This window comes from Haloarcula sp. CBA1115 (assembly GCF_000827835.1).
Classification (GTDB): domain Archaea; phylum Halobacteriota; class Halobacteria; order Halobacteriales; family Haloarculaceae; genus Haloarcula; species Haloarcula hispanica.
In genome coordinates this window covers 1,553,633-1,568,550 of sequence record NZ_CP010529.1, presented here as the reverse complement: position 1 = coordinate 1,568,550, position 14,918 = coordinate 1,553,633, and the positions used below count along the sequence as shown (strand labels likewise).

Genomic DNA, 14,918 nt, shown 5'->3' with positions numbered 1-14,918 from the left:
CGTCGTCGTCGGTTCGATGGGATACTCGATCTGTTGTTCGATCGAGAAACCGACAGGCACACCACGGGACCAATTCAGAACACATCCATGCCAGAAGGAAACGGAACCGTCGCGCTCGCCTTCTCAGGCGGGCTCGACACGACAGTCTGCGTATCGCTGCTGAAAGAAGAGTACGGCTACGACGAGGTCATCGGCGTCACCGTCGACGTCGGCCAGCCCGACTACGAGTTCGAGGAGGCCGAGGAGACCGCCGAAGCGCTGGGCGTCGAACAGCACGTCGTCGACGCCACCGAGGAGTTCGCGGACCTCTGTATGGAGGCCGTCAAGGCTAACGCCGACTATCAGGGCTACCCGCTCGGAACCGCCCTCGCGCGCCCGGTCATCGCCAAAGCCATTCTCTCAGTCGCCGAAGAGGAGGGCTGTTCGGCCGTCGCACACGGCTGTACCGGCAAGGGCAACGACCAACTCCGCTTCGAGTCCGTCTGGCGCGACTCCGACCTCGATGTCATCGCACCGGTCCGTGAACTCGGACTGACCCGCGAATGGGAAAACGAGTACGCCGCCGAGAAGGGCCTGCCCGTCGAGGGTGGCGACGGCGGTCGCTACTCGATCGACACGAACCTCTGGAGCCGCTCCATCGAGGGCTCCGAACTCGAAGACCCGAGCACTATTCCAGCCGACGACATCTACAAGTGGACGGACAACCCCTCGGACAAGGATGCCGAACTCGTCGAGGTCGAATTTGAAGACGGCGTTCCCGTTGCCGTTGACGGCGAGGAACTCGGCGGGGTCGAACTCATCGAACAACTCAACGAGCAGGCGGGTGCCCACGGTATCGGTCGCACGGACATGATGGAGGACCGCATGCTCGGGCTGAAAGTCCGCGAGAACTACGAGCACCCCGCCGCGACGGTGCTGCTGACGGCCCACGAGGCGCTCGAAGGACTCGTCCTCACGCAGGAGGAGCGCCAGTTCAAGGCCCAGGTCGATCAGGAGTGGTCCCAGAAGGCCTACCAGGGCCTCGTCGACGCGCCGCTGACGGGGGCGCTCGAAGCGTTCATCGACGACACCAACGAGCGCGTCACCGGTACCGTCACGGTCAAACTCGAAGGCGGTCACTGCCGCCCGGTCTCCCGCGAGTCCGACTACGCCGTCTACAGCGAGTCGGCGGCCTCGTTCAACGAGGAGGACGTCTCCGGCGGGATCACCCAGCAAGACGCCACCGGCGTTGCGAAGTACCACGGCTTCCAGTCCCGCCTCGCGAACAAGATCCTCGACGACGCGAAGAAGGGCGCTGCCGTAACGGACGGCAGCGGCGACCAATCTGACGCCGCGACTGAGGACACGGAGGAGTAAGCGAATGAGCGACGGCGAGGACCACGAGACGGCGGACGCGGACCACGCGGCCACAGCGGGCGACGCCGACCGAAGCGGCGAGACGGTCGTCCGCCGCGACCGCTTCGCGGGCGGGCCCGCCCGGTCGTTCCTCTCCTCGCTGTCCGACGACGAGCGCATCTTCGCGGCCGACCTGGCCGTCGACCGCGCCCACGTCGTGATGTTGGCCGAACAGGAGATCATCGACCGCGAGACGGCCGGCGACGTGCTGGCCGCGCTCGCGGACGTGGAAGACGCGGGCCACGGTGCGCTGCCCGACGGCGAGGATGTCCACGAAGCCATCGAGAGTGCGGTCATCGAGCGCGTCGGCCCGGACGGCGGGAAGATGCACACCGCTCGCTCGCGCAACGACGAGGTGGCGGCCTGCATCCGCTACCGCCTGCGCGAAGACGTTCTGGACCTCGTCGAGACCGTCGTCGGTGCCCGCGAGCAACTCATCGAGGTGGCTCGTGCCGAGCGCGAAACGGTGATGCCGGGCTACACGCATCTCCAGCCCGCTCAGCCGACGACGGTCGCCCACTGGGTGCTGTCCTACGAGCAGGCACTCCAGCGCGACACCGCGCGTCTGCTCGATGCCTACGAGCGCGTCAACCAGAACCCGCTCGGGTCGGCCGCGTTCGCCGGGACGCCCTTCGACGTGGACCGCGAGCGCACGGCCGAGTTGCTCGGGTTCGAGGGCGTCGCCGAGAATTCGATGGATGCCTCGGCGACGCGGGATTTCCTCGTCGAGACGACCAGCGCTGTCGCGACGCTGGCGACGAACCTGTCGGGGCTGTCCGAGGACGTGGTCGTGATGGCGAGCAAGGGCCACGTCACCCTCGACGACGACTACGCCTCGACCTCCTCGATCATGCCCCAGAAGAAGAACCCCGACACGCTGGAGCTGGTCCGCGGTCGGACGGGTGACGCCGTCGCCGGGCTGAACGGCCTGCTGACCAATCTGAAGGGCCAGCCCCGGGCGTACAACCGCGACCTGCAGCGCGCCGGTCGCCACGCTTGGGACGCCATCGACAGCGTCACCGAGAGCGTGGCAGTCGCCGCGGGCGCGGTCGCAACCGCTGACTGGCCTGCCGAGACGCTCGAAGCCGCAGCCACTGATGGCTTTGCGACGGCGACTGGCGTGGCGGACTTGCTGGCGATGGCCGGTGTGCCGTTCCGCACGGCCCACGAGGTCGTTGCCGAGGCCGCCGCCGGTCTGGGGTCCGAGGAAGACGCGCCCGACTACGAGGCACTGTCGGCCGTCGCCGAGGACGTGCTGGGCGAGCCTCTGTCAGCCTACGTCGACCGCGACGCGCTGGAGGACGCACTTGACCCAGCGGAAAGTGTCGCGATGCGGGACTCTCGCGGTGGCCCGGCCCCCGACGCCGTCGCCGAGCAGGTGTCGGTAGCCGAAGACGCACTCGCCGCCGACAGCGAGGCACTGACTGACCGCTGGCAAGCGGTTTCACAGGCGGCTGACCGCCGCCAGACGGAGGTGGACCGATATGTCTGACCGACCACCGTCCCCTCGCGGGACAATTATACCATACTTCTGATACACGATTCGGAAACGTGGCGGATTTGGAGCTTTGATACGATTAGAAGGCAGTATATCTTGTTAAACTATTCTGATATGTTCGAAGGCTTTAAGTGGATCCCTGTCACAGGATGAACTACAATGGCAGAATGCATCGAGTGCGGGGCGGACGTGTCCCTGCACGACAACCTCGAAGTCGGAGAGATCGTTGACTGTGCCACCTGCGGTGCCGAACTGGAAGTCGTTGGCGCCGACCCTGTCGAGCTCGACAGCGCACCCGAGCTCGAAGAGGACTGGGGTGAGTGAGGTGTTCGCGGTGGCGCGGCGCTCGGCGCCGTACGTGACCGTGGCGCTCGACGCTGCGAGCCGCGAACCCACGGAGGACTCAGTATGAAAGTCGGACTCCTCTACTCGCGCATCCGCCGGGACGAGAAGCTACTCCTGTCGGAACTGCGCGAGCGCGACCACGAGATCGAGAAAATAGACGTTCGCAAACAGCAGTTCAATATCCACGAGGCCCCCGAGGCCTTCGAGGATCTGGACATCGTCGTCGACCGCTGTCTGGCGACCAGTCGTAGCGTGTACGCGACGAAGTTCGCGGAGGCCTACGGCGTGCCGGTCGTCAACGGTCCCGAGGTCGCCGACACCTGTGCGGACAAGGTCAACAACAGCCTCGCGTTAGAGGCCGCGGGCGTGCCGACGCCCAACACCGACGTGGCGTTCACGAAGGACGCCGCGCTGGAATCCATCGAGAAGTTCGGCTACCCCTGCGTCCTCAAACCCGTTGTCGGCTCGTGGGGTCGCCTGATGGCGAAGATCGACTCCCGCTCGGCCGCTGAGGCTATCCTCGAACACAAGGAGACACTTGGCCACTACGAGCACAAGATCTTCTACGTACAGGAGTTCGTTGAAAAGCCCGGCCGCGACATGCGCGTGCTGGCTGTCGACGGCGAGCCCATCGCGGCGATGGTCCGCTCCTCGGACCACTGGCTCACCAACGCTGCCAAGGGCGCTGAGACCAACGAGTTCGAACTCGACGACCGCGCACTGGAACTAGTCGAGAAGGCTTCCGACGCGGTCGGGGGCGGGCTGCTCGGTATCGACCTGATGGAGGTTGGGGTGTCGCAAAGCGACACCCAAGACGCGAGCGGCGAGAGCGAGGCGCAACGCGCCTCGAATGCGAACGGCGACAGCCGTGAGCAAGGCGAGCCGCGAGCGCGCGAGTTCGAGGACTACACGGTCCACGAGGTCAACCACACCGTCGAGTTCAAGGCCTTGAACGAGGTCACCGACGTGGACGTGCCCGCGAAGGTCGTCGACTGGCTCGAACAGAAAGCGGCGACCGAGACTGACGCCGAGGTGACAGCATGACGTACACCGCGAGTGTCGTCGGCGGCTCCGGATTCACCGGCGGGGAACTGCTTCGCATCCTCGACGGTCACCCCGAGTTCGAACTGGCACAGGCGACCAGCCGCTCGAAGGAGAACAAGACTATCGGGCACTCGCACCCGAACCTTCGCCACTCGGACCTGCGCTTCTCCTCGCCGTCGGACCTGGAGTCGGTTGACGTGCTGTTCGCCGCGACGCCCCACGGCGTCTCGATGGAACAGATCGACGCGTTCCAGGAGGCGGCCGGCACTGTCGTCGACCTCTCGGCGGACTTCCGGCTCGATTCGGAGGCCCAGTACGACGAGTGGTACGACGGCCACACACGCCCGGAACTGCTTGACCAGAGCGAGTACGCGCTACCGGAACTCAACCGCGACAACCTCGCGGGCGCGGACCTCATCGCCTCCGGCGGCTGCAACGCCACGGCGACAATCCTGGGCCTGCTCCCGCTGTTCGAGGCCGACATCCTCTCCGGTGACGAGCAGATCGTCGTCGACGTGAAGGTCGGGTCAAGCGAGGGCGGAGCCGGCGGCGGCGAGGCATCCTCGCATCCGGAGCGCTCGGGCGTCGTCCGTCCGTACGCGCCGACGGGACACCGCCACGAGGCCGAGATCCAGCAGTTCCTCGGCATCGACGTGTCCTTCACCGTCCACGCGGTGGACATGATTCGCGGCGCGAGCGCGACCTGTCACGTCTTCCCCGAGGGCCCGGTCTCGAAGGGCGACCTCTGGGGAGCCTACCGCGGCGAGTACGAGGACGAACCCTTCGTCGAACTCGTCGCGGGCGGCGGTGGCGTCTACCGCTACCCCGAACCCAAGTCGGTCGCGGGAACGAACCGCGCCGAGGTCGGCTTCGAACTCGACCCCGGCAACAAGCGACTGGTCGTGTTCTCGGCCATCGACAACATGATGAAAGGGTCGGCGGGCCAGGCCGTTCACGCGGCCAACGTCGCCCTCGGCATCGAAGAGACGGCGGGGCTGGAGTTCCAGGGGCTCCACCCCGTCGGCGCACCGTAACCCCTGACCTGAGTTCTTATGACAGTCGTTATCAAAGTCGGTGGCGCTCGCGCGGTCGACCCTGCGGGGGCGCTTGCGGACGTGGCATCGTTAGTGGCCGATGGTGAGCGGGTCGTCGTGGTTCACGGCGGCTCCACCAAAGTCGACGAGACGCTCGAACGGCTCGGCGTCGAGCCCGAATACGTCGAGACGCCGTCGGGCGTCGTCGGCCGGTTCACGGACGAGACCACGATGGAGGTGTTCGAGATGGCCTTCGGGCACCTCAACACCCAGCTCGTCGCCGGCCTCCAGAGCGAGGGCGTCGACGCGGTCGGGCTCAACGGCGTCGACGGCAAACTGCTCTACGGACCGCGCAAGTCCGCAGTGCGGGTCGTCGAGGACGGGAAGAAGAAGATTCGCCGCGGCGACCACTCGGGCATGATCAAGCAGGTCAACGGCGACCTGCTGGAGACCTTGCTCGGCGATGGGTACACGCCGGTGGCTGGGCCACCCATGGCGGGAGACGATGACGGTGAGGTAATTCCAGTGAATACCGACGCCGATCGCTCGGCGGCGGCCATCGCCGGCGAACTCGATGCGCAGTTGGTGCTCCTCACTGATGTCGAGGGCGTTTACGCGGACCCCGATGACCCGTCGACGCTCATCGAATCGGTCGAGACGGCAAGCGACTGGGACGCTCTTGAAGACGCTGCAGAGGGATTCATGGGCCGGAAAATCATGGCCGCCGAGGAGGCGCTCGACGGCGGCGCATCGGAGGTCGTGGTGGCAGACGCCAACGCCGAGTCACCGATTCTCTCGGCGCTTGACGGCGGCGGAACCCACGTTCACGCGAGCGCACTCGAACAGGACACAGACCAGACAGCGACGGAGGAACAATGAGCGGATTCGTTTTCAACGAGAAACCTATCCAGATCGAACGTGGCGACGGTGCCTACGTCTACGACGACAGCGGCACAGAGTATCTAGACATGGGCGCGTCCTACGCCTGTGTCCCGCTGGGACACGGCCACCCGGCGGTCCAGAGCGCCGTCAGCGAGCAGCTAGAGAAGATCACGTACGTCCAGGCGTCGTACCCGAACGCCGAGCGGACGGCGCTGTACGACCTGCTCGCCGACACCGCACCGGACCCCATCGACAAGACCTGGCTCTGTAACTCCGGGACCGAGGCCAACGAGGCCGCGCTGAAGTTCGCCCGGTCGGCGACGGGGGACTCCAAGATCGTCGCGACGATGCAGGGCTTCCACGGCCGGACGATGGGCGCGCTGGCGACGACGTGGAAGAACAAGTACAAGAAGCCCTACGAACCGCTCATCGGCGACGTGGAGTTCGTTCCCTACGACGACAGCGAGGCGCTCGACGAGGCCGTCGACGAGGACACCGCCGCGTTCATCGTCGAACCCGTCCAGGGCGAGGGCGGTATCAACCCGGCCTCGGACGGCTACCTCGAAGCCGCGCGGGAGATAACCGAAGACGCTGGCGCGGCGCTCATCTTCGACGAAGTCCAGACCGGAATCGGCCGGACGGGCGCGCTGTGGAACTCCCAGCGAGCCGCCGTCGCACCCGATATGATAACCGCGGCGAAGGGGCTCGGCAACGGCCTTCCCGTCGGCGCGACGCTGTGCCGGGACTGGATCGCCGAGGACTACGGCTCCCACGCCTCGACGTTCTCGGGCGGCCCGGTCATCTCGGCGGCCGCCGGCGCGACCGTCTCGACCGTCCTCGAAGACGACCTTCCCGAACACGCCGCCACGATGGGCGATTACCTCCAGACGGAACTGGAAGCGGCCATCGGCGACGACGTGCGGGACATCCGCGGCGAGGGTCTGATGATCGGCGTCGAGGTCGGCCGCGGCGCGAACGCGGCCCTGAAGGAACTCGCGCTGAACCACCAAGTGCTCGCGCTGCCGGCCGGCCGCACGGTCGTCCGCCTGCTTCCGCCGTTGACCATCGACGAGTCCCACGCCGACGCCGTCGTCGACGCGATGGCGGAGGTGGTGGGATGAGCGAAGCCGCGAGCCGCGAGGCCGACACGGAGGCCCGCGACCTGCTGGAAGCAATCGTTCGCACGCCGTCGGTGTCCCGCGACGAGGAAGCCGCGGCCGAACAGCTGGTCGAGTTCTTCGAGGCCCACGACCGCGAGGTGTCTCTCGACGAGGTCGGCAACGTCCGCGCGCCAGCCGATGACGGCGTCTTGCTCACTTCCCACATCGACACCGTGCCGGGTGACATCCCGGTTCGCGTCGAGGAAACCGACGAGGGCGACGTGCTGTGGGGCCGTGGCAGCGTCGACGCGAAGGGGCCGCTGTGTGCGATGGCCGTCGCGGCCGTCCGCACCGGGGCCTCCTTCGTCGGCGTCGTCGGCGAGGAAGTCGACTCGAAGGGCGCTCGCCATCTGGTCGAGGACCGTGAGACAGCACCCGGTGCCGTCATCAACGGCGAACCCTCCGGCTGGGAGGGCATCACGCTCGGCTACCGCGGCCTGCTGGCCGGAACGTACGTCGCCACCAGCGAGTCCGGCCACTCCTCGCGCCCGGAGAACAACGCCATTCAGGACGCCATCGACTGGTGGTCGGCGGTCGACGACGAGTTCGAGACCGACGAGTGGCACCCCGTCTTCGAACGCGTCACCTGCAAGCCCGTCGACTTCAAGGGCGGCACGTCCAGCGACGGGCTGAGCGTCGAAGCGACGATGGACGTCCAACTGCGGGTTCCGCCGGAGTACAGCACCGACGAGATCCGGGAGATTGCCGACGGATTCCTGGAGAACGGCACGGTCAACTGGGACGACAAGGTCGAGCCGGTGATGCAGAGCCCCCGGACCAGCGCCGCCCGGGCGTTCCGGGCCGCGATCAGGAAGCAGGGCGGCGAGCCCACGCTGCTTCGCAAGACCGGCACCAGCGACATGAACGTCTACGCGAAGGCGTGGGACTGTCCGATGGTGACCTACGGGCCTGGCGACTCCGACCTCGATCACGCACCGAACGAGCACCTCCCGCTCGACGAATACGACCGCTCCGTCGCGGTGCTGGAAACCGCGACCGAACGCCTGCTGGAGGACTGACATGGACATACTCGACGTCGACGACCTCACGACCGACGAACTGGCGACCGTCCTCGACCGCGCCGCGGCCATCAAGGCCAATCACGGCGAGGGGAGTACAAGCGACCTGCTCGACCAGCAGACGCTCGGCATGATATTCGAGAAGCCGTCGACCCGGACCCGGGTCTCCTTCGAGACGGGGATGACGCAACTGGGCGGCCACGCCGTGTTCCTCGGTCCCGACGACATCCACCTGGGCCACGGCGAACCGGTCAAGGACACCGCCCGCGCGCTCGGGCGCTACGTCGATTTCATCATGGCCCGCGTGTTCGACCACGCGGACGCCGAGGAGCTGGCCGAATACGCCGAGGTCCCGGTCATCAACGGGCTGACCGACGACGCCCACCCCTGCCAGACGCTCGCCGACCTGCTGACCATCCGCGAGCGGTTCGGCGACTTCGAGGACGTCTCCGTCGCGTGGGTCGGCGACGGCAACAACGTTTGCCAGTCCTTCGTCATCGGCGCGGCGATGGTCGGACTGGACCTCACTGTCGCCACCCCGGAGGGCTACGGCATCTCCGATGACGTGGCCGACCGCGCCGCCGCCTTCGGCAACGCGCCCGAGACGACCCACGACCCCGAGGCCGCCGTCGCCGACGCCGACGTGGTGTACTCCGACGTGTGGGTCAGCATGGGCCAGGAGGACCAGCGCGGCCAGAAACTCGAAGACTTCGAGGGCTTCCAGATCACGACGGACCTGCTCGAAGATCGGCCGTTCATGCACTGCCTGCCCGCCCACCGCGGCGAGGAGGTCACCGACGACGCCATCGAGTCGGACAACGCCATCGTCTGGGCGCAGGCAGAGAACCGCCTGCACGCTCAGAAGGGGTTGTTGGTGTGGCTGTCTGAGCAGGCGTAGACCCGTCCCGAACGGGAAAACGTGGCCTAGAGAAACACCGACGAGGCCCGCTTGACGAAGTCAACTGGATCTGACCTGAGCTGATCGACGTACCTGAGCGGGTCGGATTTGACGGCCTCGATGGACATCCGGCCGTTTCTGGCGACGCGGGTCAGATACCCTTGCTGGAGCATCCGGTTTTGCTCCTTGCTGTAGACGGGTTTGTTCGTCTGCATAGCGATCGTTCGGGCCTGGGAGTGTGAGCTCTCGATGAACAGCTTGGCGTCCGAAGACCCGTACACCTCGGCCTTGTACTCGCCGTGGTTGCCCGCGGCGACCCGCGTAGCCTTGTCCGGGTACTGCATCATCACCAGCTCGTCGTACTCGATTCCGTGCTCGTCGAGCCAGGCGGCGGTCTCGCTGCGATACTTCTCCAGTCGGCAGGTGACGATCTGCCCGATTTCCACCGAGGGAACACAGATCGGGTCGACAGTCGAGATAAACTCCCGGTATTTCGGCCCGTCGTCGTTCTCTTCGGGCGTCGGGTCACGACAGAGGATGCCGTCAAGGTCGACACAGGAGTCCACGAGGAAGTCGTGGTGCATCATGTTCCACTCGAATACTCTCGGGAACGGCAGGGTCTGGGCGTAGGTATCGACGAACCGCTCGGACCCCTCGTCCACGTACACAGCGCCGTAGTACACGTCCGCGGACAGATCAAACCCGTCAATGGTCGACTGCGCATCGGTCATTTCGCTCCCGGTGTAGACGGTGTCGTCGACGACCAGTATCGTCGAGAACTCCGAGAGGTCGAACTCACCGTCGTACCGTTCCCCCGTCTGTAGGAGTCTGCCCTCCCGCAACCCGTCGATATCCGTCATCGGGAGATTGAGATGCAGCGAAAGTAAGTTTGACACTAGCATCCCGCTTCTGGGTATTCCGACGATCAGATCCAGGTCGTCTGGTAGATCGACGATCCACTCCTGCGTATCAGCACTGAGGTGGTCGAAACTCCTGTAGTTCATTGGTTTCTGGGATCGGGAAGTATTAGCATCCTCGTCGTAGCTCGGACACCACGAGGAGAAATGCGCTTACTTCTTTTTAAAGTGACATTAGCCAGTGAGTATTAATGCTTTTGATATGTACTCCGACGAGACATTCTTATGCGGATATAGGTGATCTGTGGCAGCTCTGGTTCGTATGAGGACAATCTCCACCCGAAACAGCACCCTTTTCGATAGGTTTGGTACTGTTTTACACAGTACTAGCTGCTGTTGGAATCCTGCTAGCTGGTCCCTCTAGCTGAAACAGTAACTATCCCTATATCTTCGACAACTGTTCACAGGGGTCTGTTTCCCGAGCCGCTGCCGACAGCTCGGAACCGGATAGAAGCGGACAGTCAAGACTCCGTCGCGGTGAGGTTGAGGTAACGACCCAGTTTATCCGGGTTGGCATAATACAGACCGGTATGTCTGTCAACCCCTCTCCGGACCAGTTCCACGAGCTGATGGTCGACGACGAACCGAACCTCTCGGACGTGATGGCCTGTGTTTTCGGCGTTCAGGAACACGAAGTACGGACGTATCAGACATTGCTCGAAACACCTGCAAGCACTGTCGAAGAACTCGCTGACGAACTCGGTCGGGATCGCTCGAACGTCAACCGGTCGCTATCGACGCTTCGCGAGAAGGGGCTCGCGACGCGGAAACGGCGGTTGCTCGACGGCGGCGGCCATGTGTACCAGTACACCGCGACACCGCTGTCGGAGGCCCGCGAACTGATGCACGAGACCCTCGACGAGTGGACTGTCGCGGTTCATCACCGTATCGACGAGTTCGACGCCAGGCCCAGCGAGTGATAGCTGCCGCGCCGTGAACGCTGGCAGTATAGCCGACAACCGTCCGACTTTTGCCCACTGGGAGCATGGTCCCGACAATGGCTGACCTGCAACTCACCGACGACGTGCCGCCGGTTGCCGATGACGGCGTCTGGCTGGCCTGCATCGAGTGTGGTGAGACGTTCGCTCCCTTCGACGAGATTCGCTACACCTGCGACGACTGTGACGGCCTGCTTGAAGTCCGCTACGACGACCTGCCGACCTTCGACGAGTTCGATGGCTCGGGGGTCTGGCGGTACAACGCTGCCCTGCCCTTCGAAGAGGGTGTCACGCTCCCCGAGGGTGACACGCCGCTGCACGAGATGCCGCGCCTGAAAGACGACATCGGCGTGGACGCGCTCCGCGTGAAACACGAGGGGATGAACCCCACTGGCTCGTTCAAGGACCGCGGCATGACCGTCGGTGTCCGGGTCGCCCAAGAGGTCGGCGTCGACCGACTGGCCTGTGCCTCGACGGGCAACACCTCCGCTGCGCTTGCGGCCTATGGTGCCCGCGGCGGGATGGAGACGCTCGTGCTCCTGCCTGCCGGGAAGGTCGCAGCCGGCAAAATCGCACAGGCGAGCCTCCATCGCGCGCGCATCCTCGAAGTCGACGGCAACTTCGACCAGTGTCTCGACATCGTGCAGGACCTCGCACAGCGCGGTGAGGCGTACCTGCTGAACTCCCTGAACCCCTTCCGCCTGGAAGGCCAGAAGACCATCGGGCTGGAGATCATGGAGGAGTTCTACGCCGACCACGGCGAGTACCCGGACCGCATCGTCCTGCCGGTCGGCAACGCCGGCAACACCGCGGCGCTGTACAAGTGCTTCCGCGAACTCGTCAAGGCCGGCGCAATCACCGAGGAGCAGGTGCCCAAACTCACCGGCGTGCAGGCAGAGGGTGCCGCTCCGATGGTCGAGGCTATCGAGAATGGATACGAGGACACCCGCCGCTGGGAGGACGTCGAGACCCGCGCGACCGCCATCCGCATCGGCAATCCGGTCAACGCGCCGAAGGCGCTGCCGGGCATCCGGGAGACCGGCGGCACCGCCGTCGCTGTCTCTGACGAAGAGATCACCGAAGCGCAGCGCGACATCGCCGGGGAAGGCGTCGGCGTCGAACCGGCTTCCGCGGCCTCCGTCGCCGGCCTCCGGAAACTCCGGCGCGAGGGCGAGGTCGATAGCGACGAGTCGGTCGTCTGCCTGACCACGGGCCACCTGCTCAAAGACCCCGAGGCGGCCGCTGAGGCCGGGAACGAGCCGGAGCCGGTCGAAAACAGCACCGAAGCCGTGCTGGACCTCATCGAAGAACCGTCGTCGGTCGCCCAGACGGTTCGGCGACAGGCGTCGAAGGCCGCCGACGCGCCGCTGGTCCCGGCGCTGGTCGCCAGCGGTCTCGGTGTCGCGTATCTCTACCGCAAACTCCGCTCGAAGAAGTAACGTCGGCGAACGGGCCGCCAACGGCGAGGCCCTGCCCGACTTTCTGGTCGAAAACTGACTGCGCTGGCTCTTTACTCAGTATTTTCCGTCTTCTACCCAGTAGAAATATCTATCTTCCCCGGGAACAGCCAACCAATGGACGCACAGACGCGAAGTGCAGTACGACTGAGCACTGCCGTCGAACCGTCGATTGCGTTGCGGATGCCACCAGCGCGGGTGAGACTGTGACGGGCGTCTACGAGCGGGCGCTGGGCGAGGCCGCGGCCGACCTCCATCCGAAGGTCCGCGACCGGTACAGCCTCGGCCCCGACGACGGGACGGTCTGTGTCGGCCGCGGCGAGATGGACATCACCCGCGGGACGCTGGTCCTCCCGGCGCTGTACGCGATGACGACCCAGAACATGCTGTTTCCCGAAGCCGGCGAGGACGTGCCGTTCTCGGTGACGACGGTGGCCTACACGACGGACGGCGGTCACGAGGCGATGACGACCCGCCGCGCCTTCGACTTCGGCGACACCACCCGCCTGTTCGACTCGCTGACCGTCTGGGACGCCGAGGCCGAGCGACTGCTCGACTTTCTGGGGACACACGGCCGGATCGCCAGCGAACTCCACCCGCGGGTCGAGGACGGGGCGCTCGTGGTCGCCGGCGGCCGACAGTGGGCCCGCCTGGGCAACCACTACGTTCCCCTGCCGGGACCGCTTGCCGCCGATGTCGAGGTACGTGACCGCTACGACGAGGATGATGAACGCTACCACGTCACCGCGACCGTCGAGAACGACCTCGTGGGTCACATGCTCGGCTATCGGGGGACGTTCACGCAGGACCAGACTGCCAGCGACGGGACGCCCGACGAGCTACGCATCGTCCGCGGGCTCGACCGGCTCCCGCCGCGATGAGCGACCGCGCCGGCGGGTCCCGGCAGCCAGCACTCGGCAGTGTCGCCAAGCCGTCTATCCGGGGCATCGCCGTGGCGGACCTGAGCGCGGTGCTTGGTGCGGTGGTCTGGCTGGCGATGACGGTCACAGGCGAACTGGCCGCTATCGAGCGGGCGCTTGCACTCGCACCGCTCGTGCTGGTCCCGCTCGCGCTCCGAACGGCAGTGACCGGGGGGTTTCAGGGGCCTGCGAATCGGCTCACGACCACAGCCATCTGGCTCCAGTCGGTCGGTGCACTCCTGTTTGCGGTATCGCTGGTCGTTCCGTCACCAGCACTGCTGGCCGCCGCGCTCGCAACGCCGTGGCTTGCGGTCACCGGCCTCCTCGGACTCGCCGCGCTCGCACGGACCCGGGTTCGAAGCGGCCTGACGCTCCCGGAGACGGCTATCGACGCCGGCTTCGCCTACGTCTCAGTTGGTGCAATCGCGCTCCTGCTGGCCCATCTCGACCTGACGTTCTGGTTCGACCGCGTCATCATTCGGCTGACGGCGGTCCATTTCCACTACGCCGGGTTCGTCCTCCCGGTCGCGGCGGGACTGACCGGCCGACACCTCGGTGACCGCTCGCGGGGATTCCGAACCGTTGCGGGTGTCATCCTCGTCGGCCCGGCACTCATCGCGGTCGGCATCGCCTTCTCGCCGCTGGTGGAGGTCGTCGCAGTGAGTCTCTTCACCGTCGCCGTCGCGGCCTTCGGCGTCGTGGTCCTGCGTCGCGTCGTCCCCACCTGTCCCCAACTGCAGGGGCTCTTGCTCGGCATTTCGGCCGTGGCGCTCCCGATCTCGATGGCGCTTGCGCTCGGCTACGGGGTGTCGACGTTCACCGGCCGCTCGCTGGGTCTGACGATTTCGACGATGGTCGCGCTCCACGGCTCGCTCAACGCCTTCGGGTTCGGGCTGTGTGCGACGCTCGGGTGGCGGCTCTCGGTCCAGTGACGCCGGTCAGTGCTCCGCTCGCTCCGGCTCTAACCGGTAGCGCGTCGTCTCCTGTCCGTCGAACAGGGGGCCGTTTCCGGTCGAGGTGAACCCAACCGCCTCGACGGCGGCCCGGACTTCTGATTCGTCTTCCGGCAGCAGTAGCTCCACGGACATGTGTTCCCGGCGCGCGAACTCGATAGGGTCGGTCAGGAGTACTTCGCAGGCGTCGCTCGACCCGGCCAGTTGCGTTACGTGGACGGTCCCACGCTCGGCGTCGAAGCTCACGAACCCCACGATGTCGTCGTCCTCTTCGGCCACGCGGACGGTGCGGTCGTGAACGAGGTTCTGCATCACGTCCGGCGGCCCGTCAGCGAGGGTGGCCAGTCGCTCGGCGTCGTCCTCGATAGCGTCGCGGATATCCATGCATATGTGTGGGAACCCCACGCAAATAAACGGTGTGTCGGACGCTTCGGGTCGCGTTCGCTTCCGTAGCAATA

At 65.8% G+C, this 14,918-nt stretch carries 15 protein-coding genes; 13 read left to right on the top strand and 2 right to left on the bottom strand.

Annotated features, from left to right (window positions below):
• Positions 1 to 87 precede the first annotated feature (87 nt).
• From SG26_RS07785 to argF, 9 genes are all read left to right on the top strand, one after another.
• A complete protein-coding gene (locus SG26_RS07785) occupies positions 88 to 1,356 on the top strand; it encodes an argininosuccinate synthase (RefSeq protein ID WP_050037275.1) in 1,269 nt (422 codons plus the stop codon).
• Positions 1,357 to 1,360: 4 nt separating this feature from the next.
• Entirely contained in the window at positions 1,361 to 2,887 is a 1,527-nt protein-coding gene (gene argH / locus SG26_RS07780) for an argininosuccinate lyase (protein ID WP_050037274.1), read from the top strand.
• 165 nt (positions 2,888 to 3,052) lie between these two features.
• Positions 3,053 to 3,217 carry a lysine biosynthesis protein LysW gene (gene lysW / locus SG26_RS07775; RefSeq protein WP_004959888.1) on the top strand — a complete coding sequence of 55 codons (165 nt, stop codon included), beginning with the start codon at positions 3,053 to 3,055 and terminating at the stop codon, positions 3,215 to 3,217.
• Positions 3,218 to 3,301: 84 nt separating this feature from the next.
• On the top strand, positions 3,302 to 4,282 hold the full coding sequence (locus SG26_RS07770) for a RimK family alpha-L-glutamate ligase (protein WP_004959885.1): 981 nt from the start codon (positions 3,302 to 3,304) through the stop codon (positions 4,280 to 4,282).
• Positions 4,279 to 5,316 carry an N-acetyl-gamma-glutamyl-phosphate reductase gene (gene argC / locus SG26_RS07765; protein ID WP_050037273.1) on the top strand — a complete coding sequence of 346 codons (1,038 nt, stop codon included), beginning with the start codon at positions 4,279 to 4,281 and terminating at the stop codon, positions 5,314 to 5,316. Before SG26_RS07770 ends, argC begins: the two co-directional genes overlap by 4 nt.
• Before the next feature lie 18 nt (positions 5,317 to 5,334).
• The gene (locus tag SG26_RS07760; protein WP_050037272.1) at positions 5,335 to 6,195 is read left to right on the top strand and encodes an acetylglutamate/acetylaminoadipate kinase; all 861 of its coding nucleotides are present in this window, start codon (positions 5,335 to 5,337) and stop codon (positions 6,193 to 6,195) included.
• Positions 6,192 to 7,319 carry an aspartate aminotransferase family protein gene (locus tag SG26_RS07755; protein WP_014041685.1) on the top strand — a complete coding sequence of 376 codons (1,128 nt, stop codon included), beginning with the start codon at positions 6,192 to 6,194 and terminating at the stop codon, positions 7,317 to 7,319. The genes SG26_RS07760 and SG26_RS07755 overlap by 4 nt, the downstream gene beginning before the upstream one ends.
• Positions 7,316 to 8,377 carry a [LysW]-lysine hydrolase gene (locus SG26_RS07750; protein WP_050037271.1) on the top strand — a complete coding sequence of 354 codons (1,062 nt, stop codon included), beginning with the start codon at positions 7,316 to 7,318 and terminating at the stop codon, positions 8,375 to 8,377. The genes SG26_RS07755 and SG26_RS07750 overlap by 4 nt, the downstream gene beginning before the upstream one ends.
• A 1-nt stretch (position 8,378) precedes the next feature.
• Entirely contained in the window at positions 8,379 to 9,275 is an 897-nt protein-coding gene (argF, locus tag SG26_RS07745; protein ID WP_050037270.1) for an ornithine carbamoyltransferase, read from the top strand.
• Positions 9,276 to 9,301: 26 nt separating this feature from the next.
• Here the strand turns inward: argF and SG26_RS07740 are convergent, their stop codons facing one another.
• Positions 9,302 to 10,279, bottom strand: a complete 978-nt coding sequence (locus SG26_RS07740; protein WP_050037269.1) for an orotate phosphoribosyltransferase — start codon at positions 10,277 to 10,279, stop codon at positions 9,302 to 9,304.
• A 443-nt stretch (positions 10,280 to 10,722) separates the two neighbouring features.
• Between SG26_RS07740 and SG26_RS07735 the strand changes: the two genes are divergently transcribed.
• From SG26_RS07735 to SG26_RS07720, 4 genes are all read left to right on the top strand, one after another.
• On the top strand, positions 10,723 to 11,112 hold the full coding sequence (locus SG26_RS07735; protein WP_004959860.1) for a helix-turn-helix domain-containing protein: 390 nt from the start codon (positions 10,723 to 10,725) through the stop codon (positions 11,110 to 11,112).
• Between the two features lie 65 nt (positions 11,113 to 11,177).
• The gene (gene thrC, locus SG26_RS07730) at positions 11,178 to 12,569 is read left to right on the top strand and encodes a threonine synthase (protein WP_050037268.1); all 1,392 of its coding nucleotides are present in this window, start codon (positions 11,178 to 11,180) and stop codon (positions 12,567 to 12,569) included.
• Between the two features lie 224 nt (positions 12,570 to 12,793).
• Positions 12,794 to 13,468 carry a DUF4166 domain-containing protein gene (locus SG26_RS07725; RefSeq protein ID WP_050037267.1) on the top strand — a complete coding sequence of 225 codons (675 nt, stop codon included), beginning with the start codon at positions 12,794 to 12,796 and terminating at the stop codon, positions 13,466 to 13,468.
• A complete protein-coding gene (locus SG26_RS07720) occupies positions 13,465 to 14,439 on the top strand; it encodes a YndJ family protein (protein ID WP_050037266.1) in 975 nt (324 codons plus the stop codon). Before SG26_RS07725 ends, SG26_RS07720 begins: the two co-directional genes overlap by 4 nt.
• A gap of 6 nt (positions 14,440 to 14,445) precedes the next feature.
• On the opposite strand, the gene SG26_RS07715 is transcribed toward SG26_RS07720, so the two are convergent.
• On the bottom strand, positions 14,446 to 14,844 hold the full coding sequence (locus tag SG26_RS07715; protein ID WP_050037265.1) for a hypothetical protein: 399 nt from the start codon (positions 14,842 to 14,844) through the stop codon (positions 14,446 to 14,448).
• Between the last annotated feature and the right edge of the window lie 74 nt (positions 14,845 to 14,918).